The sequence below is a fragment of the Polaromonas sp. P3_B4 genome (assembly GCF_056402835.1).
The window spans coordinates 365,741-385,876 of record NZ_JBFUGQ010000002.1; the positions used below are offsets into that span (position 1 = coordinate 365,741).

Genomic DNA, 20,136 nt, shown 5'->3' on the forward strand with positions numbered 1-20,136 from the left:
CCGCGCCGATGTCACCATCTGTATCCATACGGGCGCCCAAAAATTTGCATTTCTGATGACGCTCCCTCTGTCAGTCGTCACACTGAAAATCCTGACAAACGTCACAAAATGTGGAAGACGAAAAGATCCCTCGCGGGGCAGTAGCAACCGCCTTGTCAAAGGTATTACTGCAGCGTATCTTGCGATCAAACAAGCACAGCAGGGGGACACGCTTGAAAAAGTTGAAGTCGCTGACTTTTCACGCCAGGTCGATTCGCTCCCACCTGTTCTGGACCTATGCCGCGCTGGGTACGGTGCTTGTTGTGGCGCTCATGGTACTGGCCGAGCTGGCGGCAAGCCGCATCGTGCTGGACGGCGCGCAGCGCGAGCTGGAGCAACTGGGCCGCCGCACGCAGGAGCAGCTGCTGCGCTTTCAGGAGCCGGCCCGCGCCTGGCTGGAAGCCACCACCAATGACCCGCACGCCGGCCTCGAAGGCGAGAACGACATTTCAGTGCAGCGCATGCAGATGTCGATGCAAAACCGCTATCCCCAGATCGCCTCGCTGGTGTTCGGTTACCCGGACGGCAGTTACCTGCAAAGCATGGTGCTGCGCACCGAGCGCGACCGGGCCTGGGCCAAATCATTGCCGGAAGCCCGCTATGCGGAGCAGATCATCCGGGTCGACGAACACGAAAAGCGGGTGGAGGAATGGGTTTTTTACGACCAGCAGATGACCGCCATTGCCAGCGAGCGGCGTCCCTGGGGCAACCGCTATGACCCCCGCAGCCGGCCCTGGTACGAGGGGGTGAGCGAGTTGAACCTGGGCACCTTCCAGGCCACCGACCCTTTCATGCTGCAGCTTCCGGCGGAGTTCGGCATGGCGTTGTCACGGCCGCTCAGCGGGCCGAAGGGTGGCGTCGCGGCGGTAACGTTCACGGTCGCGGGCCTCTCGGATTTTCTGCGTGCGCGCAGCCAGGAAAGCCATGCCGAGCTGATCCTCTTTGATGAGCAGGGCCGCGTCTGGGGCTGGTCCGATGCGGACCGTCTGCGCCGTTTGCTGGCGTCCGGCCGGCCCGTGAGCCTCGCCGCGCTGGATGACCCCCTGTATGCCGCGTTGCCGCCGCTGATGACGCAGGCCTCTCTGAAAGATACGCCGATTCATTCGGTTGAAGGCGCAGACGGCCAGCGTTTTGCCGCAGTGGTGATGCCCATGGAGGGCGTGTTCAGCCGCAAGGCCTATGTGGCCCTGGTGTCTGACCAGAACCTGCTACTGGCGCAGGTGCGGCGTATGCGCTGGATGTTGCTGGGGGTAGGCGTGGCCGGGCTGGTGCTGCTGATGCCCATGCTGTTCTGGATGGCCAACCGGCTGGCCAGGCCCCTGAAAAACCTGGTGCGCTCGGCCAGGCACATCCGGCAATTTGAATTCGACAGCGACATTCCCCAGGACAGCGACATCGCCGAGGTGCGCCGGCTGCAGGAATCGCTGGCGCTGGCACGCATCGCGTTGCAGGGCTTTTCGCGCTACGTGCCGCGGCCACTGGTGCAGCATTTCATTGCCAACCGCCTGACGCCGCAGGCCGGCGTCGAGCAACGCGAGCTGGCCGTGCTGTGCGCCGCGCTGGACGAGGAGCACGCCACGGCCATGACCTGGTCGCCGCATGCCGACCACTACCTGCAGATCCTGGCGGTGGAAGTGGCGCAGGGCAAGGGCATGATGGACCGCTACGAAAGCTGCACCGCCGTCGCACTGTGGAACACGCCGCTCAATGTGTCCAACCCGGCGGGCTACGCCTGCGAGGCGGCCCTGCGCGCGGTGGACTCCATGAAGACGCTGGCCGAAGGCCTGGACGTGCCGGTAAAACCACCGCGCTTCGGCCTGGATTTCGGCAATGCCACAGTCGGCAACTTTGGCACCTGGGATCACCTGACCTTCACCGCAGTGGGCGCACCGCTGGACCGGGCCCGGGCGCTGGCGCGGCAGGCCAATGCGCTGGGCGTGAACATCGCCGCCAGCCGTGCGGTGGCGCTTGCGGCCGCGCGGTTTTTCCGTTTCAGGCTGGTGGCCACAGTGCCGCTGGGCCCGAAGGATGAGCCCTGCGAGGTGTATGAGCTCGTGGAAAGAATAGACCACGAACACCATGCGAAACACGAGGGCGTGAGCCTGCCGGCCGTGTGAGCTGCAGGTTTGCGCCGTCGGGTCCGCGTGGCTGTTCTTCACGTGAAAGAGAGGTCTTTATGGCCGGCAGATCAATGTTGACGCGCAGGCACTGGCTGCGCCAGGGCGCCGGCCTGGCCGGCGCAGCGACGGTGGGCGTTGCACAGCTTGCCCGCGCGCAGGCCGGCAAGCCGTTCACGATGTCCTATGGCTGGGTTCCGTGGGCGGCGGGCAACTCGCCGGTCACGCAGTACCTGATCAATAAAAAGCTGATCGAAAAACACGCGGCGGAATTTGGCTACGACCTCACCGTGGACTACCGTGCCTATCCCGCTGCGGCCCCGCAAGTCGAGGCCCTGGCGGCCGGCCAGCTCGACATGGCCATGTGGGGCAACACGCCGACGCTGCGCGCCATCGTGGCAAAGCTTCCTTTCAGCCTGGTGTCGGTGGCAGAGGGGCGGCTGCGCTTTTTGCTGTGCACGCGCAAGGACTCGCCCATCCGCAACGTGCAGGACCTCAAGGGCAAGACGGTCGGCACGCTGGTGGGCGCTGACCCGTACAACGCGTTCACGCAAATCCTGCGCTATGAACTTGGCAACCCCGACCCGGCCGCGCACGGCATCCGCATGGTGCATCTGCCCACCTTGCCCGAAGCGGCGCAGGTGCCCAGCGGCGTGGACGCCACATTGGCCGTGTACCCGGCCTTCCTGAAAGCGCAGGCCACGGGCACGGTGGCTGTGATGAACTCCTACGGCTACACCGAAGGGCATTACGACGGGCCAGTCGGCAAGGGCGCCGGCATCCTGCTGCCCTCGGTGAAGAATTCGCCTTTCTATCCAGACGGCTATTACCTGCACCGTTCCTTTCGCATCGTCCACAACAACATCGTGGAAAAACACCCCAACCTCGTGCTGGCCTTTTTGCTGGCGCAGCAGGAGGCCGTGAGCGTTCTCAGCGAAGCCGACCCGGAGGCCGTCTCGCAGCTGGTCAAGTCCTACTGGGGCCTGTCGCCGGCAGATGGCGCCAGGGTGGTTCGCGACGAAGTCGTGTTCCGCCGCGGCTGGTCCTGGTCCACCGAAGGTGACGCGCTGGCTTTGTTCGCCACGTCCAAAATGATTGCAGGCGCAAAAATCATCCCGCAACCCCTGAGCTGGGCGCAGGTGAAAAGTGTGTTCGTGCAAACCGCGCCGCTCGCCAAACAGGCCTACGAGCGGATGGGTGCCAAACCCGCCATCGGGGAATTCCAGAGCGCGAAGGTCGGCGACCTCCGGGGCCTGCCTTCATGGGAAATGCAGCGCTGGAAGGACCGGATCTAGAGGTCGTTAGCCGACGAATGCTATTAAAACCATAGCTGCTTGCGCATGATCCTATTGGGATACAACCACTTTTCATGCTTGAAAATGGCCTTTTTCAAGCGGTTTTAGCGTGTGGAGGCAGGCGCTGGACCGCGGAAAAAGGCCCTGGAGCCCGCTTTTGATGCGTAAAAAAGGCCTGCAACCCAATAGAGTCATGCGCGAGCAGCTATTTAATTGATAGCAAAATGCTGACGTCGCGTTCAGATGCAGGCCAGCTCCACCCATTGATGCAGCGTGTCCGGCTGCCGTATTACCTGCACCAGGCTGGCCGCCGGTCCGTTTTTGCTGATGGCCAGCACCACGGTGTGCATGGCCGGGTCATTCAGTGCCGCGCGCAGCAGGGGCATGCCGGCGCTCTCGGGTGCCTTAGCGTCAGGCGGCGCTGCGCACAAGGCTTCCATCAGCCGGGTTGCCAGCGCCACGGTCAGTGCTGCAGGCCGTTCCATGTTCAACCGTTGCGGAAAAGGAAGCTGTAGGCATTGAGCGCCGGCACGCCGCCCAGGTGCGCGTACAGCACGCGTGAGCCGGCCGGAAACTCGCCGCGCCGGACCATGTCGATCATGCCCTGCATCGACTTGCCTTCGTACACCGGGTCGGTCAGCATGCCCTCCTGGCGGGCGCACAGGCGTATCGCCTCCAGCGTGCCTTCGGACGGCAGGCCGTATTCGGGGCCGCCGTAGCGGGTGTCGAGCACAACGTCTTTTTCGGTGATGGGGCGGCCCAGCTCCACCAGCTTGGCGGTGTTCTGTGCGATGCGCACAATCTGCGCGTGGGTTTGTGCCGGCTTGGCCGACGCATCGATGCCGATCACCCGGTCGGCACGGCCGTCTGCCGCAAAGCCCACCACCATGCCGGCCTGCGTGCTGCCGGTAACGGAGCACACCACGATGTAGTCAAACTTGAAGCCCAGCTCTGCCTCCTGCGCACGCACTTCTTCGGCAAAGCCGACAAACCCCAGCCCACCATACGGGTGCTCTGAACAGCCCGCCGGAATCGGGAAGGGCTTGCCGCCCTTTTTGCGCACGTCTTCCATCGCCTGCTCCCAGCTCGGGCGGATGCCGATGTCAAAACCGGCCGCGTCCAGGCGCACGTCGGCGCCCATGATGCGCGACATCTCGATATTGCCCACGCGGTCATACACCGCGTCGGAGTAGTTGACCCAGTTCTCCTGCACCAGCACGCACTTCATGCCCAGGTGCGCCGCCACCGCCGCGACCTGGCGCGTCTGGTTGGACTGGATGCCGCCGATCGACACCAGCGTGTCGCAGCCCTGCTCTAGCGCCTCGGGGATCAGGTATTCCATCTTGCGCGTCTTGTTGCCGCCGAACGCCAGGCCGCTGTTGCAGTCTTCGCGCTTGGCAAACAGCTCGACCTTGCCGCCCAGGTGGGCGCTCAGGCGCTTGAGCGGCTGTATCGGGCTGGGCCCGAAGGTCAGCGTGTGTTTTGCAAATTTCTGGAGCTGGAGCGGATATTGAAGTGGGGTAGGCATGGAAGTTTTTCTCGGTTGAAGCCCTGGTGCGTAGACTGAAATGGCCGCAAAGAAGGAGGGCATGTGGGTGAATGGTTGGGTGCAGTCCTGGGTCAAATCGTATCGCCGGGTCTGTGGAATGAATTGCATACTTCAGCGAATAAAGCGACCCAGAAATCTTTGAATTGGATAAATGCACAATTTATTTTGTTGAATTGCCATTTAATGCAAGATTTGTACAATTCCACAATGGAAAAAGAACTCGACCGGGTAGACCGCAAGCTCCTGAAGCTGCTGCAGCAGGACGCCTCATTGCCCAACATGCAGCTGGCCGAAAAAACCAACCTCAGCGCACCGGCCTGCTCCAGGCGGGTGGCCAGGCTCAAGGAGCTGGGGCTGATCCGCAAGACCGTGGTGCTGGTCAACCCGCGTGCGCTGGGCTACAACGGCCTGGTCATCATCGGTGTCGTGCTCGACCGCTCCACCACCGACTCATTCGCCGCGTTTGAAAAAGCCGCCGCCGGTTTGACGGGCTGCCTCGAGGTGCAACTGGTGACCGGTGAGTTTGATTATTTTGTGAAGCTGCGCATCAAAAGCATCGACTCGTTCAACGAGATGCACACCGCCCAGCTCGTGGCCCTGCCCGGCGTGCGGCAGGTGCGCACCTTTGTGTGCCTCAAGGAAGTGTTCGAGACGACCGTCATTCCGGTCTGAGGTGGCGAACCTGGTCCTGAGTAACTTAAGCCGTCAATCCCTGCGCTCTTCCTGCGCCAGGTAAGCCGGGCGAATCCGCGTCTTTTTGACGATGCCGGCAGGCGTGAACAGAATCACCAGCTCCGGGTTGGCCGCTGTGGGTTGCGAAGTCTTTTTCCGGTAGACCCACACCTCGAATCCGCTGTCGAACTTCACCGACGCGGCGGCGTCGCCCAGCGTTGCCGCCACGTCGGCCTTGGTGGACTGCCCGGCCACGATGGCGCCCTGCGCGCTTTCCATCGTCATGGCCGGGTCGCGAAAAGGCGGTGGCGCCTCTTGCGAGCCGAACAATCCCCCCGGGCCCGCGCAACCGGCCAGCCAGAGGCAGGCAAGCAGCATCGCACCGGCATGCCGCAGCGTTTGACGGGGCAAGGTTTTCATCACGGCCCGTCCATGTACTCAAACTCCACCAGCGTGTCGTCCGGCCAGCTTCGGTCGCCCAGCGGCAGCACGTAAGTGCGGTCTACCAGCACCTCGCAGTCGCAATACGGCAGGTCGCCGTTCAGGTTGGGGTCGTCGCTGGCGGCGGCGTACAGCTTATCGATGGAAAGAATCTCCCGCCGCGCGCCGTTCATCATGGCCACGCTGAACAAAGGCCGGTCCGCAAAGAAAAGATAAAGCGGCGCCTTCCTGTCGCAATAGGCCGGCGTATCCAGAATCACCCGAGCCAGCCGGCCGATCACATTGGTGGTGTTCGACACCAGCCCCGCCTCCATGCCCACCTGGCATTCCAGCCGCAAGTCACCCAGCCGACGCGTGTTGGGCGGCAGGCCCGGCGTGCGTATCTCCGTGCGCCACGTCATGGTCTGCGCCTTCCGGTTCGGAATCACTTGCGCGTTCTCGTCAAACGCTTTGGGATTGCGCTCCAGCGTAAAGGTATGGTCCGGCGCCACCGCCACGCCAAACGCCACCGTCGTCCCGATGACCTCCATCTCGATGCGGTCCATCTCCGTTTCGCGCTTGCGCGGCAACAGCTTGAAGCGCAGCGACGCATTGGGCGCCATGGCAGCACGCTGCTTCTCGAAAAGATCCATGCCGCGGACCATCTTGCGGTAGGACTTTTCGACGGGGTCGCGGTTTGCCTTGGCGGCGATGGTGACTTGCGGCAGTGTGCCTGCGGGTTTGTCCTGCGCAACGGTGCCCAGGCAGGCAGCAGCCAGGGCTGACGCCAGGATCAGCCGTGTGGCGAGGCGAAAAGGGCGGGTTGACATGGCACCGTCAGTACGGAACGGATTCACAGGTAAAACCAATCCTAGTGCGCGCGAACACGCTGCTGTGTAGGACTTGTTCCAGCGGTGCGGCGGGCCGCCGTTCCGCTCGCCGGCGGGCCTCCGCAAGGGGGTTCAGGGTTGAGCAGGGGCGCTATTAAATCAGGAGCTACTTGCGCCCGTCCTGATTAGGTTCCAGGCACTTTTTATGCCTGAAACAGGCATTTTTAAGGTGTTTTCCACACCCGCCGCCGGCGTGATAAGGCGCGCCGGCGCTCACACCAGCGCCGGCAGGCTGTCCAGCACTTTGTCCAGTGTGATCGGGTAGTGGCGCACCCGCGCGCCGGTGGCGTTGTAGACCGCATTGGCCACTGCCGCGCCGACGCCGCAGATGCCGAGTTCACCCACGCCCTTGGCTTTCATGGGCGATGAGGTTGGGTCGGTCTCTTCCAGGAAGATCACATCCTGGTGCGGAATGTCGGCATGCACCGGCACCTCGTAGCCCGCCAGGTCGTGGTTCACGAAAAACCCGTGACGCTTGTCGACAGCGAGTTCTTCCATCAGCGCCGCGCCAACTCCCATGGTCATCGCGCCTATCACCTGGCTGCGCGCGCTCTTGGGGTTGAGGATGCGGCCCGCGGCGCAGACGGCCAGCATGCGCCGCACACGAATTTCGCCGGTGTAGATGTCGACGCCCACTTCCACAAAGTGCGCGCCGAAGGTCGACTGCTGGAGTTTTTTGCCCAGGTCGCCGAACTCGATGGTGTCTTCGGCGACGAGGCCCTGGGCGCCGGCAGCTTCAGCCAGCGGCACAGAGCGGCCACCCGCGCTGACCATGCCGTCGGCAAACGTGATGTCGCCCTGGGTCATTCCCAGTTTTTGGGCGACGGCTTCGCGCAGCTTCATGCAGGCGGCGTACACGCCCGACGTGGAGCTGTTGGCGCCCCATTGCCCGCCGGAGCCGGCCGACACGGGAAAGGCGGAGTCGCCCAGCCGCACAAACACCTTTTGCAGCGGCACGCCCATGACTTCAGCGGCGGTCTGCGCAATGACGGTGTAGGTGCCGGTGCCGATATCCGTCATGTCCGTTTCAACCGTGACGAGGCCGGTGTTGTCCAGCCGCACGCGCGCACCAGACGGCATCGTCAGGTTGTTGCGAAAAGCCGAGGCGACACCCAGGCCCACCAGCCAGCGCCCTTCACGCAGCTGGCCCGGTTTGGCCACGCGCCGGTTCCAGCCGAAGGTCTGCGCGCCGGTTCTCAGGCATTGAATCAGCTGGCGCTGGGAGTAAGCGCGCTCGGGTTTTTCAGGGTCTACCTGCGTGTCGTTGAGGACGCGGAACTCCACCGGGTCCAAGCCCAGCTTTTCCGCCATTTCATCCATCGCGATCTCGAGCGCCATCAAGCCGGGCGCCTCGCCCGGTGCACGCATCGCATTGCCCTCGGGCAGGTCCAGCACGGCCAGCCGTGTGGCGGTCATCCGGTTGGCGCCGGCGTAGAGCAGGCGCGTCTGGTTCACCGCGGTCTCGGGCCCGCCGCCGGGCAGGTCGCCTGACCAGCCCTCATGACCGATAGAAGTGAGCTTGCCGTCGCGCCCCGCCCCCAGGCGTATGCGCTGGATGGTGGCCGGCCGGTGGGTGGTGTTGTTCATCATCAGCGGCCGCTGCAGCGCGACCTTGACCGGCCGCCGCACCGCGCGCGCCCCCAGCGCGGCCAGCAACACATCGGCACGCAGGAAAAGCTTGCCGCCGAAACCCCCGCCGATAAAGGGCGACACCAGTCTGACGTTGGCTTTGGGGATACCCAGCGTCTTGGCCAGATCGCCCACGCCCCAGTCGATCATCTGGTTGGCTGTCCATACCGTGAGCTTGTCGCCCGTCCACGCGGCGGTGGTGGCGTGCGGCTCCATCATCGCGTGGGACTGGTCGGGCGTGGTGTAGGTGGCGTCCAGCTGCACAGGCGCCGCGGCAAAGGCGCCCGCGAAATCGCCCACCTTGGTCTCAGGTTCTCCCGAAAAATCAGACGCCTTGGCCAGCGGCGCGCCGTCTTTTTCTGTTGCCAGGTTGAACTTGCCCGGCGTGCTCTCATAGACGATGCGTACCAGTTGCGCGGCGGCGCGAGCCTGTTCGAAGGTGTTGGCCACCACCAGCGCCACGGCCTGGTGGTAGTGGTCAATCTCCGGCCCGCCCAGCAGCCTGGCGGTGTTGAAGCTGCCCTTGGTGAGCTTGCCGGCGTTCTCTGCGGTAATGATGGCCAGCACGCCCGGCGCGGTGCGGGCCGCGCGCAAATCCATCGACGCGATGCGGCCCTTGGCGATGCCGGCGCCTGCGACGTAGCCGTAGGCCGCGTCCGGTGCGGCGTCGTGGCGCTCGTAGGCGTAGGGTGCGGTGCCGGTGGTTTTGAGCGGGCCGTCTATGCGGTCGGTGGGCTTGCCGATGACCTTGAGCTGGTCAATGGGGTTGGTGGTGGCAGGGGTGTCGAATTTCACGATGCGCTCCTCGCCTGGGCCAGCACGGCGGCGATGGTTCGCTCTACCAGTGGCAATTTGAAGGCGTTGTCATGTGTCGGCGTTGCACCGGCCAGCACGCCGGCCGCAAGAGCCCGCGCACCTTGCGGCATGGCAGCCTCTGCGGCTTCAACGCGCCAGGGCTTGTGCGCCACGCCGCCCAGGGCGACCTTGCCGGAGCCATCACGCTGCACGATGGCAGCCACGGAAACAAGCGCGAAGGCGTAGGAGGCACGGTCACGCACCTTGCGGTAGATGTGCACGCCGCCGGCCGGGCGCGGCAGCGTCACAGCGGTGATCAGCTCACCGGGCTCCAGCGTGGTTTCGATGTGCGGCGTTTCGCCTGGCAGCCGGTGAAAGTCAGCAATCGGAATGACGCGCGCACGCCCGTCGGCCCGCACGGTTTCTACCGATGCGTCGAGCACCCGCATGGCAACGGCCATATCACTCGGGTGGGTGGCGATACAGGCCTGGCTGGTGCCGATGATGCCGTGTTGGCGGTTCACGCCCCCGATGGCGCTGCAGCCGCTGCCCGGCTGGCGCTTGTTGCAGGGCTGGTCGGTGTCGTAAAAGTAGGGGCAACGTGTGCGCTGCAGCAGGTTGCCGGCGGTGGTCGCCTTGTTGCGCAGCTGGCCCGAGGCACCGGCGAGCAAGGCCCGTGACAGTACGCCGTAGTCGCGCCGCACGCGCTCGTCTGAGGCGAGCGCGGTGTTGCGAACCATCGCGCCCACACGCAGGCCGCCCTCGGGCGTTGCCTCAATCTTGTCCAGCGCCAGGCCGTTCACGTCGACCAGGTGCGCAGGCGCTTCGATCTGCAGCTTCATCAAATCCAGCAGGTTGGTGCCGCCTGCGATGAATTTTGCCGTCGGGTTGCGGGCCACCGCCGCTGCGGCTTGTGCCGGTGAGGTGGCGCGTTCATAAGTGAAGGGTTTCATGCCTGCGCCCCCGCCACTTCAGTGATGGCTTCAACGATGTTGGAGTAGGCGCCGCAGCGGCAGATGTTGCCGCTCATGCGCTCCCGAAGCTCGTCGGGTGAGAGCAGCGGCCGCGCGGTGATGTCCGCGCTGACGTGGCTGGGGACGCCCCGGCGCAGCTCGTCGAGTGCGCCGACGGCAGAGCAGATCTGGCCCGGCGTGCAGTAACCGCACTGATAGCCGTCATGCTTGACGAAGGCTGTCTGCAACGGGTGCATGCGCTGCAAGGTTCCCAGCCCTTCGATGGTGGTCACCTTGCTGCCCTCATGCATCACGGCCAGCGTCAGGCAGGAATTGATGCGCTGCCCGTCGAGCAGCACGGTGCAGGCGCCGCATTGGCCGTGGTCGCAGCCCTTTTTTGTGCCGGTGAGGTGCAGGTGCTCGCGCAAGGCATCGAGCAGCGTGGTGCGCGTGTCCAGGTTCAGGGTGTGGGCCGCGCCGTTGACCTCGATGGTCACGCGCCCCTGAGGGACGGAGCCGGGTGCGGCGAGCGGTGAAGAGGGGGCTGCAGTGGCGTCTGATGGCATAGTGGTCACAGCCGCTGAAGCGGCGCTAGCGATCAGGATACCTCGCCGGGAGATGGTGAGTGCATCGGTGGGGCTTTCCATGGCTTCTGCCTTTGTCCTTAAAGATGGAGTGGGGAGTGGCGAAGTAAACCGCCAGCATCCCGGAGCAGGGCCGATTGCACTGTAGGAAACAGGCTTGGTGGGGAGTCAGTTGCCGCCACTACCACCACTGCCATCACTACCGCCGCCGCGTCGAGGTCAGGAAGCACGCCTGGCGCCTCCTCCTATTTCTTTTGCCTTACTTTGCCGACAGGTTGTCAAGCGAACCAAAGCCTTGACCCCGGCGGCGCAGTGCCTCGATCCGTTGGCAGCAGCAATCCTGCAAAGGGGCTGCGCGATGCGCTCAGGCAGAAATCCTGGGCTCTTCCGTCAGGCTGTAGCAGGTGAACACCTTGTTCAGGGCCGGCAAGGGCGCCACTTCCATTTCACCCACTGCGGGTTCCATGATGACCATGGCGACTGTGGCCGACAGGTTGTCGTGGCTGCCGATGCGGGGCGGGCGGCAGACGGAGTAGGGCAGGCCGAAGTTGTCGAAGAAAGCGTTCTTCAGTTCCTGCCGACCGAGTTTTTCCTGTGCGTTCAGGAGTTTTCGCACGCGCCAGTCGCGGTAGTGGCTGTCGGGTGATTGGGAAATGCCCATGTCCACCAGCTTGCTGAGCGCTACCGGGCTCATCCAGTGGTTGGCGTGCACGATCAGGTTGTCGGTGCCGGGATAAATCGGAAACGATTCGTTGGTGGTGCATTCAAAATCGATACCGAAGCCCTGCGACATGCCCAGCATGATGTTGTTGGAGCAGGACTTGGGTGTTGCGGCCACGGCCTTCATGGCCAGCGAAAAAATCTCTTGTTCCAGCACCTTGCGCCGGATCAGCGATAAAGGCACACCCAGCTGCTTGAAGTCGCGGTCTGATTCGAGGTAGTTGGCGGTGATCGACACACCAGCGCTGTTGAAGCCGCTGCGGGCCAGCCCGCCGGCTTCGACAAAGGTCAAAAAGTCGGGACCGTTGTCGTTGCGCACGCGCAGCACGACGGAGGTCTCGACGCATTCGGCGCGCCAGTCCCAGTTCTGGCCGTGCAGCAGGTTGCCGTTGGCCGAACGCTCGGGCAGGATGAGGGCGCCCGTGCAGCCGTCGCCGGGTTCCTGGTCGGCGGCATTGACCTTCTCGGCGCGGGCCTTGGCCAGCACCTCGGTGCGGGCATTGATCATCACGATGTCCTGGAAGTCCATGCCCGCGCCCTCGGCAATGCCGCGCATCTCGTCGATGTAGTGGGGTGCGAAGTTGCCGATTTCCTTGGCGAAGAAGTCGATCAAGCGCGCGCGTGCCTGTTCGCTGTAGCCCAGGTTGACCAGCGTCTGGCCGTACAGGCGCGCGCTGCCGCGTACCCGGTCAGCGGCCTGCCGCCCGTACTGCAGGCCGCGTTCATGCGGGCTGCCGGAGACGGAGATAAAGGGGAATTGTTCGATGTTTGCCATGCTGGGCTGCCGTAAGAAGTTGCGTGAAGAGAGATGACGACCGCCGCGAGGCGTGCCTGTCCATGCCTTGCGCGCGGCCTGCGCGCGAGGCGACCAAGAGGGAAGCTGAAAAGACTTACCTGGCGGCCAGCTTCGTATTCCAGAGCAGCGGCTTGCCTTCCCACACCGTGAACCCGTTCACGCGCTTGCGCACGGCCCACGAATCGGTCACGTTGTAGAGGATGAGCAGCGGCGTCTTGGCGATCATCAACGCGTGCAGCTGGTCAAACAATGCCTGGCGCTTCTTCGGATCGGCTTCGGCGAAGCTCTGGTCGATCAACTTTTGCGCGGCCGGGTCGTCCCACACCTTGCGCGGCTGCTTGGCCTTGTTGCCCGAGAACTGCTCATAGCTCAGGGCCGGGTCCAGGCGCGACGAATAGGTGAAGGAGCTCATCTGGTAGTTGCCGCTGTTGTAGCGGTCCAGCTGGGTGGCCCATTCGAGCACTTCGATCTGCGCGTTGATGCCGACGGCCTGCATCATGGCCTGGCTCATCACCGCCACCGAGAAGCTCGGCACATGGGCGCGCTTGTTGGCCTGAATCACGATAGGCTGGCCCTTGTAGCCGGCTTCCTTCAGCAGCTGTTTGGCCTTGGCCGGGTCGTGGCGATAGCCTTTTTTCTGCGCTGCGGTGTAGAAGGCCGAGCTGTCCTGGATGGCCGAGTTGTTGACGCGGGCCAGGCCTTCGGACGCGGCCGCGACGAGCTGGTTCATGTCGAGCGACAGCGCGATGGCCTGGCGGATGCGCTCGTCTTTAAGAAGCGGGTCATTGGTCTGCATCAGCAGCGTGTTTTTGCCCGCATCCACAGCGGCGACCACGCTCAGGTTTTTATTCGCCTTGAGCTCCTGCACGTCGGACGAGGTGATCTGGCCGGCATCGATGGCGCCGGACTGCAGGCCGGCCTTGGAGGTCGACATGTCGGGCACGGTTAAAAATTTGACCTGCTCGACCAGCGGTTTCTTGAGGCCGAGGTAACCGTCTGGCTTGGTGCCGGGGGGCGACTGGTAGTCGGCAAAGGCGCTGAGCGTGACGTACTCGCCGCGCTTCCACTCTTCAAACTTGAAGGGGCCGGTGCCGATGGGTTTGTCCCAGCTGCCGTCTTCCTTGACGGATTTTTTGTGGAGGATGGCTGTCATGCCGCAGTCGGTGCGGGCCAGGTTGTCGAGGAAGACGGCCGAGGGTTTGTCCAGCTGCATGACCACGGTTTGTGCGTCAGGCGCGGTGACCGAGGTGACCTTGACACCGGAGCGGCCGTCAAATTCGCTGAGGCAGCGCCAGTCGGTCTTGGGGTCCATATAACGCTTCCAGCTCCACAGCACATCGGCCGAAGTCATGGACTCGCCGTTGTGAAACTTCACGTTGGTGCGCAACTTGAAGATATAGGTCAGGCCGTCGGGGCTGGTGACGATGGAGCGCGCCAGCAGCGGGCCGACGGTGCCGTTCTCGTGATAGGCAACCAGGCCTTCGACGATGTTGAGCACCACGCCGTCGGTGGTGTTGTCGCGGTTGACACCGGGGTTGGTCGAGCGGATGTCTGCCGGCTGCGCGACCACGATTTGCGCCGTCTGGGCCTGGGCGGCGGTACAAGCCGCCAGCACGGCAGCGGCCAGAAATTTCAATCGAAGGGAAAGCATCAAAAGCTCCTTAAAGATCAGACTGGAATGGGGGTTATCGGGTTGATGAGATTCAAGGCGCCCGCCGGCGCATCGGGTTCGTCAAAACGCCACTTGAGTTGCATGCCGCCCTGGCCGGTGGGCGTGAGCGCAGGAATCGCGGAGAGCAGCTTGCGTGTGTAGGCATGTTGCGGGTTGTCGAACACCTCGTCGCGGCTGCCTTGCTCAATGATCTGGCCGGCCTGCATCACGATCACACGGTCGGCCACCTGTTCGACCACGCCCAGGTCGTGGCTGATGAAGAGGCAGGCAAAGCCGTGGCGTTCCTGCAGCTCGGCCAGCAGCGCCAGCACCTGGGCGCGTACGGTCACGTCGAGTGCGGACACCGGCTCGTCGGCAATCACAAAGGCCGGCTCACGTATCAACGCGCGGGCAATCGCCACGCGTTGGCGCTGGCCGCCCGAGAGTTCGTGCGCGTAACGTTGCGCATGCCGGGGCTCCAAACCAACCTCATCAAGCATCTTCGCTACGCGCGTTTTCCGCTCGGCTGAAGAGAGGCCAGGAACCAGTCGCAGCCCTTCACCGACCAGCTGGCCAATGCTCATGCGCGGGTTGAGTGATGAATACGGGTCCTGGAAAACCATCTGGCAATTGAGCCGGTAGTCCAGCCAGCCCGCATCGCTGCGCGCGATCGAACGCCCGCGAAAACGGATGTCGCCTTCGGTCGGCTTGAGCAAGCCCGCAATCGCACGGCCCAACGTGGTTTTTCCCGAACCGGAGCCGCCCACCACCGCGACGATCTCGCGCGGGCGCACCACCAGGTCTATGCCGTGCAGCACGCGCTTGGCAGCGGACTTGGCAAAGAGGCGCCGCTTGCCGGGGTAATCGAATACGAGCTTGCGCACTTCGATGACGGGTTGGTCGTCGGCAATTGTGCGCGCGGCTTGCCGGCGCGGGATGGCCTCGAGCAGCTTGCGTGTGTAGTCCTGCCTGGGGCCTGCCAGCAAGGCGGCGGTGTCGCCGGCTTCGACGACCTCGCCCTGCTGCATGACGATCATGCGCTGGGTGTAGCGCGCCACCATGGGCAGGTCGTGGCTGATCAGCAGCACGGCCGTATTGTGTTCGCGTGTGAGGCCGACCATCAGCTCGAGCACATCGCGCTGCACCAGCGCGTCCAGGGCAGTGGTCGGCTCGTCGGCGATCAGCAGTGCGGGCTCCAGCAGCATCACAGAGGCCAGCATCATGCGCTGGCGCATGCCGCCTGAGAATTCATGTGGCCATGCGGCGAGCGCGGCCTGCGGGTCGGTGATGCCGACGCGCGCGAGCATGGCCAAAGCCTTGTCGCGGCGCGCGGCCGGCGAGAGCTCGGGCCGGTGCAGCGCCAGGCCTTCGTCAAGCTGCCGGCCGATCGTCATCGAAGGGTTGAGCGAGGTCATGGGCTCCTGGAACACCATGCCGATGCGCGCGCCGCGCAGCTGTCGCAAACGCGCATCGCCGGCCGCCGCCATGTCTTCGCCTTCAAACAAAATGCGACCCGCGCTGCGCACCAGTGGCGGCGGCGTGAGGCCCATGATGGCGCGCGCCGCCTGGGTCTTGCCACTGCCGGATTCACCGACGATGCCGACGATCTCGCCGGGCGCGACGGTGAAGGACACATTGCGCACGATTTCGCGGCCGCCCTTGCCGATGGAAAGGCTGAGGCCCGAGACATCAACAAGGTGGTTCATTCGATGCCCCTCATGCGCGGATCCAGCAGGTCGCGCACCGCGTCGCCCAGGAAGTTGATGCCCAGCAGCGTGAGCGCAATGCACAGGCCGGGGAAGATGGAAAGGTAAGTCGCCTGCGCCATGAAGGGCCGGGCGGCGGCCAGCATATTGCCCCAGGTGGGCGCCGGCGGCGGCACGCCCAGGCCCAGGAAGGACAGCGAACTCTCCGCCAGGATGACCCAGCCGAACATCGAGGTGGCTAACACGGTGAGCGGCGCCACGCAGTTGGGCAGCACGTGGCGGTACATGGTGTAGAGCTCCGAGTTGCCGAGCACGCGCGAGGATTCGATGAATTCCTTTTCGCGCAGCGACATCACCGTGCCGCGCACGATGCGGGTGACGGAGGGCGTGTACGCCAGGCCCAGCGCGAGGATGATGCCGTACTTGTTGGCGCCGAAGACAGCCAGCAATGCCAGCGCCAGCAGCAGGCCGGGGAAGGCCAGCAGGGCGTTGACAAAGGCCATGATGATGCGGTCGGTCCAGCCGCGCACAAAGCCCGTCAGCACGCCGATGGCAGTGCCTGCGGTGATAGAGAGCAGCACCGTGAGAAAACTGATCCAGACGCTGTTGGAGGCCCCGGCCATGAGGCGCGAGAGCTCGTCGCGGCCGAACTCGTCGGTGCCCAGCCAATAGGTGGCGCTGGGTGGTTTGAGGCGTGCCAGGAAGTTGATCTTGAGCGGCTCGTGCGGCGTCCAGAAGAAGGCCAGTACGGCCGCCACGAGGATGAGGCCCACGATGAAGAGGCCGATCAGGGCCTGAGGGGTGAGAAATTTTTTCATTCGGCCAACACCCTGGGGTCGAAGATCGGATAGCAGAGGTCGATGACCAGGTTGGTTACCACGTAGATCACGGCGACCAGCAGCAGACAGCCCTGGATCACCGGGTAGTCGCGCGCGAAGATCGCGTCAACCAGCAGGCGGCCCAGGCCGGGAATCGTGAACACGGTTTCAACAACCGCCACGCCGCCCAGCAGGTTGCCCAGCACCAGGCCGATCAAAGTCCAGGTCGGGCCGAAGGAGTTGCGAAAGGCGTGGTGCACCAGCACAGCACGCTCTGACAGACCCTTGGCGCGCGCATGCGTGATGTAGTCCAGCCGCAGCACTTCCAGCGTGCTGGCCCTGGCCATGCGGATCAGCACGCCGATCTCATGCAGGAACAGCGTGAGGATGGGCATCAGCAGGTACAGCAGGCCCGACTTCCAGTCGTTCATGATCGAGACATAGCCGACCACGGGCAGCCATTCGAGCTTCAGGCCGAAGAAGAGCAGAAGCAACAGGCCCAGCCAGAAGGTAGGGATGGATACCAGCAGGGTGGCGGTGCCGACCAGCATCAGGTCGGGCAGGCGGTTTTGCTTCCACGCGGCGATCATGCCGGCGGGCACCGCGACCAGGGTGGCGAAGAGCACGGCAATGAGCACAATCTGCGCGCTGACCAGGAAGCGGCTCAACACCAGGTGCAGCACGGGTTCGCCGGTGTTGATGGAAACGCCCAGGTCGCCGCCCAGCACGTGCCGGCCCCAGATGCCGAACTGCACCGGCCAACTCTTATCGAGCCCGAGCTGGGCGCGCAGGTCGGCCAGGCGCACCGGGTCGGCGAGGTCACCCAACAGCAGCTGCGCCGGGTCGCCGGGGATGAGCCGGATCAGCACAAAGACCGCCACCGCGACGATCAGCAGCGTCGGTATGGCCATGAAAAGACGGGACAGCGTAAAACGCAGCATGGTCAGTCTTCAGGTTTGAGGTTGGCGTGACATCACTGGGCCCGGCCCGCCGCTTTTTTCCGGACGTCGCGCAGCACGGTCGCGAGGAAGTCCTGCACCGTGTCGACGCAGGCCAGGCCGTCGTGGGGAACGTTGTCGATCAGGTCCAGCGTGACGTTGACGCCGGCCTGCACAAAGGACTGGCGCAAGGTCTCCAGCCGCTCCGGGCGCGTGCGCCCCGCGTCGTTGGCGCCGGCCATGTAGAACTTGCCGCCTTCGCGGTGGGTAATCTCCCAGGTCTCCATGTCAGCCTTGCCGGCCACCATGTGCACCGGCAGGGCTTTGAGGGCCGCAAGGTTCAGCGGTTTGCCGAAACGCTTTTCGAAGTCGCGCACACCGACCCACCAGTCTTGCTGGTTGTCGATGAGAGTCACCGAGCCTGGCGCGCCTATGGAAAGCGCCCAGAGGCGCTCGGGATGCAGCAGGCCGAAGCGGTTGACGAACTGGCCGCCGCCGGAGTAACCGAAGAGCGCGAACTTTGAAAAGTCGCAACCGAACTTGACGGCTACTTCGTCGACCATGCTGAGCAGGATCTGGTCGTAGCGGATGTCGGCTTCGCGCAGGTGCTTGAAACCGTCGCGGTTGCCGTCGCCCTGCGGGCCGGCCGGGAACAGCGGGCACAACACGATGCAGTCATTCCACTTGGCGAATGCGGCGAAGGCGTCGCGGTATTCGGTGAAGGCGCGGCCGGTGCCGTGCACCACGACCACGAGCTGCATGGGCTGCTTTGACTCACCCAGGTGCGGCGGGGCATAAGTGCAATAGGAAAAGCGCGGGTCAGTGCGCGACGCAAAAATCGTGCTGTGGCCCAGGTCGTAAATGGCTGCCGCCCGTTTCTCACCAAATGAGAGTGGTGAAGCCGTGCCGGTATTCGCCAGGAGTGCATCAGACATAAATCATCGCCCCAAAAAACAAGCCAGACAAGCGGCCGGGCTGCTGCGGAAGAAGCCCGAAAAAGCCGCGCGTTTCGAGGGAGATGCGCCGTTGCGGCGGGAGACATGTGTCCGTCACACAACCCTGTTAAGCCGGATTGTTCTCCATCCGGTTTGAAAAATATATCTATATTATGTTTTGAGATGCTAAAGTTATTCTTTTGTATTGGGGCGGTGCGCGAATGAGCACGATCCGGTTTTTGAAGACCTTCCTGGTTGTCGCGCAGGGCGGCTCGTTCGCCGCGGCGTCCGATCGCGTCGCGCTGACACAGGCTGCAGTCGGGCTGCAGATGCGCGCGCTGGAGACCGAGCTCAAGACCGTGCTGTTCGAGCGTTCGGGGCGCGGCGTGGTGCTTTCGGACGCAGGCCGCGCGCTGGTTGCGCATGCGGAAAAAATTGTCGGGTACTACGACCAGATGCGCGAAGGCCTGGACGGCGAGGGAGAGATCGCCGGCACCGTGACGGTGGGCTCCATCGTCACGGCGATGGGGCTGCTCTCAAACACCGTCGTCAGGATGAAGCCGCTCTATCCGCGTCTCAATGTGCGGCTGGTCATGCAGGAGTCCAGCGGCCTGGCGCGCAGTGTCAGGAGCGGTGAGCTCGATGCGGCGGTCTTCGTCGACGACTCGCCGCAGGAGCGAAAGGGCATGCGCTGGACGCCGCTGTACACCGAGCCGCTGACGGTGGTCGCGAGTTCCCAGGTAGCGTCGCCGGGCAGCGACTTCAAAAAGCTGCTGCGTGAGCAACCCTTCCTGCGCTTTGACCGGCGCACGCAAAGCGGCATCCGCATAGAGCAGACCTTGCGCAAGCTGGGCCTGGTGCCGCAGGACTTTCTGGAGCTCAGCTCGCTCTCGGCCATCATCGACCTGGTGCGACAGAACGTCGGTGTCACCATCGTGCCGCATGTCAAGAACGCCGACTGGGCCAACGATGCGCTTCTGCGTGTGCTGCCGCTGCCGGGCCGGCCACCGACACGGCTGATCGGCATGCTGGAGCAGGGCAAGCGCGAGCACATCACCGCGGTGATCCGGCAGCATCTGGTTCAACTGCTGGCCGAGAAAAGTTTGGCGAGCGTCGCCAGCTCCGCATCGGGTGGCCCCAGGCCCCGGCAGAAACTTGCGCAGCGGCGCTGAACTTTTTCGCTACAGGCCTGTCAGACATCTTTTTAACGGAGGGAACCTCATGGCCTTTGCCCAAAACGACCAACTGACTTCACGCGCGCTTTCAGTCCTGCGCATTGTTTCTGCTTATTTGCTTATTCAGCATGGCACGGCCAAGCTGCTGGGCTTTCCCCACGTGGCTTATTTCGACGGGCTGCAGGTGTTGTCGCTGATCGGCTTTGCCGGGATTCTTGAGCTCTTTGGTGGTGCGCTGCTGCTTGTGGGCTTGTTCACGCGCCCTGTGGCGTTTGTGCTGTCGGGCCTGCTGGCATTTGCCTATTTCATGGGCCATGCGACCAAGGGCTTTGTGTTGTCGCCCATGCTGAATGGTGGCGAGTCGGCCGTGTTGTTCTGCTTTGTGTTTTTGTTCTTTGCTGCTGCCGGCGGTGGTGCATGGAGCGTTGACGCGCTGCGTTCGCGGAAGTAAGCA

The 20,136-nt window shown here is 63.9% G+C and carries 18 protein-coding genes; 5 read left to right on the forward strand and 13 right to left on the reverse strand.

Going from position 1 to position 20,136, the window contains the following annotated elements; translation table 11 throughout:
• Positions 1–212 precede the first annotated feature (212 nt).
• Together AC1DVV_RS18515 and AC1DVV_RS18520 are read left to right on the forward strand one after the other, a co-directional pair.
• Positions 213–2,156 (forward strand): hypothetical protein, encoded by a 1,944-nt coding sequence (locus tag AC1DVV_RS18515; RefSeq protein ID WP_457282557.1) that lies wholly within the window; start codon positions 213–215, stop codon positions 2,154–2,156.
• A gap of 59 nt (positions 2,157–2,215) precedes the next feature.
• Positions 2,216–3,451 (forward strand): ABC transporter substrate-binding protein, encoded by a 1,236-nt coding sequence (locus AC1DVV_RS18520; protein WP_457282558.1) that lies wholly within the window; start codon positions 2,216–2,218, stop codon positions 3,449–3,451.
• Positions 3,452–3,690: 239 nt separating this feature from the next.
• On the opposite strand, the gene AC1DVV_RS18525 is transcribed toward AC1DVV_RS18520, so the two are convergent.
• Positions 3,691–3,936, reverse strand: a complete 246-nt coding sequence (locus AC1DVV_RS18525) for a hypothetical protein (protein WP_457282559.1) — start codon at positions 3,934–3,936, stop codon at positions 3,691–3,693.
• A gap of 2 nt (positions 3,937–3,938) precedes the next feature.
• Complete coding sequence (locus AC1DVV_RS18530) at positions 3,939–4,979, reverse strand: 1-aminocyclopropane-1-carboxylate deaminase (RefSeq protein WP_477667389.1); 1,041 nt, start codon at positions 4,977–4,979, stop codon at positions 3,939–3,941.
• A 228-nt stretch (positions 4,980–5,207) separates the two neighbouring features.
• Between AC1DVV_RS18530 and AC1DVV_RS18535 the strand changes: the two genes are divergently transcribed.
• Positions 5,208–5,672: an Lrp/AsnC family transcriptional regulator gene (locus AC1DVV_RS18535; protein ID WP_457282561.1), complete on the forward strand. Its 465-nt coding sequence runs from the start codon at positions 5,208–5,210 to the stop codon at positions 5,670–5,672.
• Between the two features lie 33 nt (positions 5,673–5,705).
• Here AC1DVV_RS18535 and AC1DVV_RS18540 read toward each other — a convergent pair whose 3' ends face one another.
• From AC1DVV_RS18540 to AC1DVV_RS18590, 11 genes are all read right to left on the reverse strand, one after another.
• On the reverse strand, positions 5,706–6,092 hold the full coding sequence (locus AC1DVV_RS18540; RefSeq protein ID WP_457282562.1) for a hypothetical protein: 387 nt from the start codon (positions 6,090–6,092) through the stop codon (positions 5,706–5,708).
• Entirely contained in the window at positions 6,092–6,922 is an 831-nt protein-coding gene (locus AC1DVV_RS18545; RefSeq protein ID WP_477701639.1) for a hypothetical protein, read from the reverse strand. Before AC1DVV_RS18545 ends, AC1DVV_RS18540 begins: the two co-directional genes overlap by 1 nt.
• A gap of 273 nt (positions 6,923–7,195) precedes the next feature.
• Positions 7,196–9,406 carry an aldehyde oxidoreductase molybdenum-binding subunit PaoC gene (gene paoC / locus AC1DVV_RS18550; RefSeq protein ID WP_477701640.1) on the reverse strand — a complete coding sequence of 737 codons (2,211 nt, stop codon included), beginning with the start codon at positions 9,404–9,406 and terminating at the stop codon, positions 7,196–7,198.
• Positions 9,403–10,359 carry an FAD binding domain-containing protein gene (locus AC1DVV_RS18555; protein ID WP_477701641.1) on the reverse strand — a complete coding sequence of 319 codons (957 nt, stop codon included), beginning with the start codon at positions 10,357–10,359 and terminating at the stop codon, positions 9,403–9,405. The genes paoC and AC1DVV_RS18555 overlap by 4 nt, the downstream gene beginning before the upstream one ends.
• On the reverse strand, positions 10,356–11,006 hold the full coding sequence (gene paoA, locus AC1DVV_RS18560) for an aldehyde dehydrogenase iron-sulfur subunit PaoA (protein WP_477647584.1): 651 nt from the start codon (positions 11,004–11,006) through the stop codon (positions 10,356–10,358). Before paoA ends, AC1DVV_RS18555 begins: the two co-directional genes overlap by 4 nt.
• A gap of 301 nt (positions 11,007–11,307) precedes the next feature.
• A complete protein-coding gene (locus AC1DVV_RS18565; RefSeq protein ID WP_477701642.1) occupies positions 11,308–12,438 on the reverse strand; it encodes a C45 family autoproteolytic acyltransferase/hydolase in 1,131 nt (376 codons plus the stop codon).
• Between the two features lie 115 nt (positions 12,439–12,553).
• Positions 12,554–14,110, reverse strand: a complete 1,557-nt coding sequence (locus tag AC1DVV_RS18570; protein ID WP_477701643.1) for an ABC transporter substrate-binding protein — start codon at positions 14,108–14,110, stop codon at positions 12,554–12,556.
• 17 nt (positions 14,111–14,127) lie between these two features.
• Entirely contained in the window at positions 14,128–15,816 is a 1,689-nt protein-coding gene (locus AC1DVV_RS18575) for an ABC transporter ATP-binding protein (protein WP_477667383.1), read from the reverse strand.
• Positions 15,813–16,634 (reverse strand): ABC transporter permease, encoded by an 822-nt coding sequence (locus AC1DVV_RS18580; RefSeq protein ID WP_477667382.1) that lies wholly within the window; start codon positions 16,632–16,634, stop codon positions 15,813–15,815. The genes AC1DVV_RS18575 and AC1DVV_RS18580 overlap by 4 nt, the downstream gene beginning before the upstream one ends.
• Positions 16,631–17,575 carry an ABC transporter permease gene (locus AC1DVV_RS18585; protein ID WP_477667381.1) on the reverse strand — a complete coding sequence of 315 codons (945 nt, stop codon included), beginning with the start codon at positions 17,573–17,575 and terminating at the stop codon, positions 16,631–16,633. The genes AC1DVV_RS18580 and AC1DVV_RS18585 overlap by 4 nt, the downstream gene beginning before the upstream one ends.
• 32 nt (positions 17,576–17,607) lie before the next feature.
• Positions 17,608–18,507: an alpha/beta hydrolase gene (locus AC1DVV_RS18590; RefSeq protein WP_477667380.1), complete on the reverse strand. Its 900-nt coding sequence runs from the start codon at positions 18,505–18,507 to the stop codon at positions 17,608–17,610.
• 221 nt (positions 18,508–18,728) lie between these two features.
• On the opposite strand from AC1DVV_RS18590, the gene AC1DVV_RS18595 reads away from it, so the two are divergent.
• Positions 18,729–19,679: a LysR family transcriptional regulator gene (locus AC1DVV_RS18595; protein WP_477667379.1), complete on the forward strand. Its 951-nt coding sequence runs from the start codon at positions 18,729–18,731 to the stop codon at positions 19,677–19,679.
• 49 nt (positions 19,680–19,728) lie between these two features.
• Positions 19,729–20,133 carry a DoxX family protein gene (locus AC1DVV_RS18600; protein WP_457282574.1) on the forward strand — a complete coding sequence of 135 codons (405 nt, stop codon included), beginning with the start codon at positions 19,729–19,731 and terminating at the stop codon, positions 20,131–20,133.
• Positions 20,134–20,136 lie beyond the last annotated feature (3 nt).

What these genes read in the sequence shown, in the direction of transcription:
- AC1DVV_RS18520 (WP_457282558.1), top strand. Translation starts at nt 2,216, where the DNA reads ATGGCCGGCAGATCAATGTTGACGCGCAGGCACTGGCTGCGCCAGGGC.
- AC1DVV_RS18525 (WP_457282559.1), bottom strand. Translation starts at nt 3,936, where the DNA reads ATGGAACGGCCTGCAGCACTGACCGTGGCGCTGGCAACCCGGCTGATG.
- AC1DVV_RS18530 (WP_477667389.1), bottom strand. Translation starts at nt 4,979, where the DNA reads ATGCCTACCCCACTTCAATATCCGCTCCAGCTCCAGAAATTTGCAAAA.
- AC1DVV_RS18535 (WP_457282561.1), top strand. Translation starts at nt 5,208, where the DNA reads ATGGAAAAAGAACTCGACCGGGTAGACCGCAAGCTCCTGAAGCTGCTG.
- AC1DVV_RS18540 (WP_457282562.1), bottom strand. Translation starts at nt 6,092, where the DNA reads ATGAAAACCTTGCCCCGTCAAACGCTGCGGCATGCCGGTGCGATGCTG.
- AC1DVV_RS18545 (WP_477701639.1), bottom strand. Translation starts at nt 6,922, where the DNA reads ATGTCAACCCGCCCTTTTCGCCTCGCCACACGGCTGATCCTGGCGTCA.
- AC1DVV_RS18555 (WP_477701641.1), bottom strand. Translation starts at nt 10,359, where the DNA reads ATGAAACCCTTCACTTATGAACGCGCCACCTCACCGGCACAAGCCGCA.
- paoA (WP_477647584.1), bottom strand. Translation starts at nt 11,006, where the DNA reads ATGGAAAGCCCCACCGATGCACTCACCATCTCCCGGCGAGGTATCCTG.
- AC1DVV_RS18565 (WP_477701642.1), bottom strand. Translation starts at nt 12,438, where the DNA reads ATGGCAAACATCGAACAATTCCCCTTTATCTCCGTCTCCGGCAGCCCG.
- AC1DVV_RS18570 (WP_477701643.1), bottom strand. Translation starts at nt 14,110, where the DNA reads ATGCTTTCCCTTCGATTGAAATTTCTGGCCGCTGCCGTGCTGGCGGCT.
- AC1DVV_RS18575 (WP_477667383.1), bottom strand. Translation starts at nt 15,816, where the DNA reads ATGAACCACCTTGTTGATGTCTCGGGCCTCAGCCTTTCCATCGGCAAG.
- AC1DVV_RS18580 (WP_477667382.1), bottom strand. Translation starts at nt 16,634, where the DNA reads ATGAAAAAATTTCTCACCCCTCAGGCCCTGATCGGCCTCTTCATCGTG.
- AC1DVV_RS18585 (WP_477667381.1), bottom strand. Translation starts at nt 17,575, where the DNA reads ATGCTGCGTTTTACGCTGTCCCGTCTTTTCATGGCCATACCGACGCTG.
- AC1DVV_RS18590 (WP_477667380.1), bottom strand. Translation starts at nt 18,507, where the DNA reads ATGTCTGATGCACTCCTGGCGAATACCGGCACGGCTTCACCACTCTCA.
- AC1DVV_RS18595 (WP_477667379.1), top strand. Translation starts at nt 18,729, where the DNA reads ATGAGCACGATCCGGTTTTTGAAGACCTTCCTGGTTGTCGCGCAGGGC.
- AC1DVV_RS18600 (WP_457282574.1), top strand. Translation starts at nt 19,729, where the DNA reads ATGGCCTTTGCCCAAAACGACCAACTGACTTCACGCGCGCTTTCAGTC.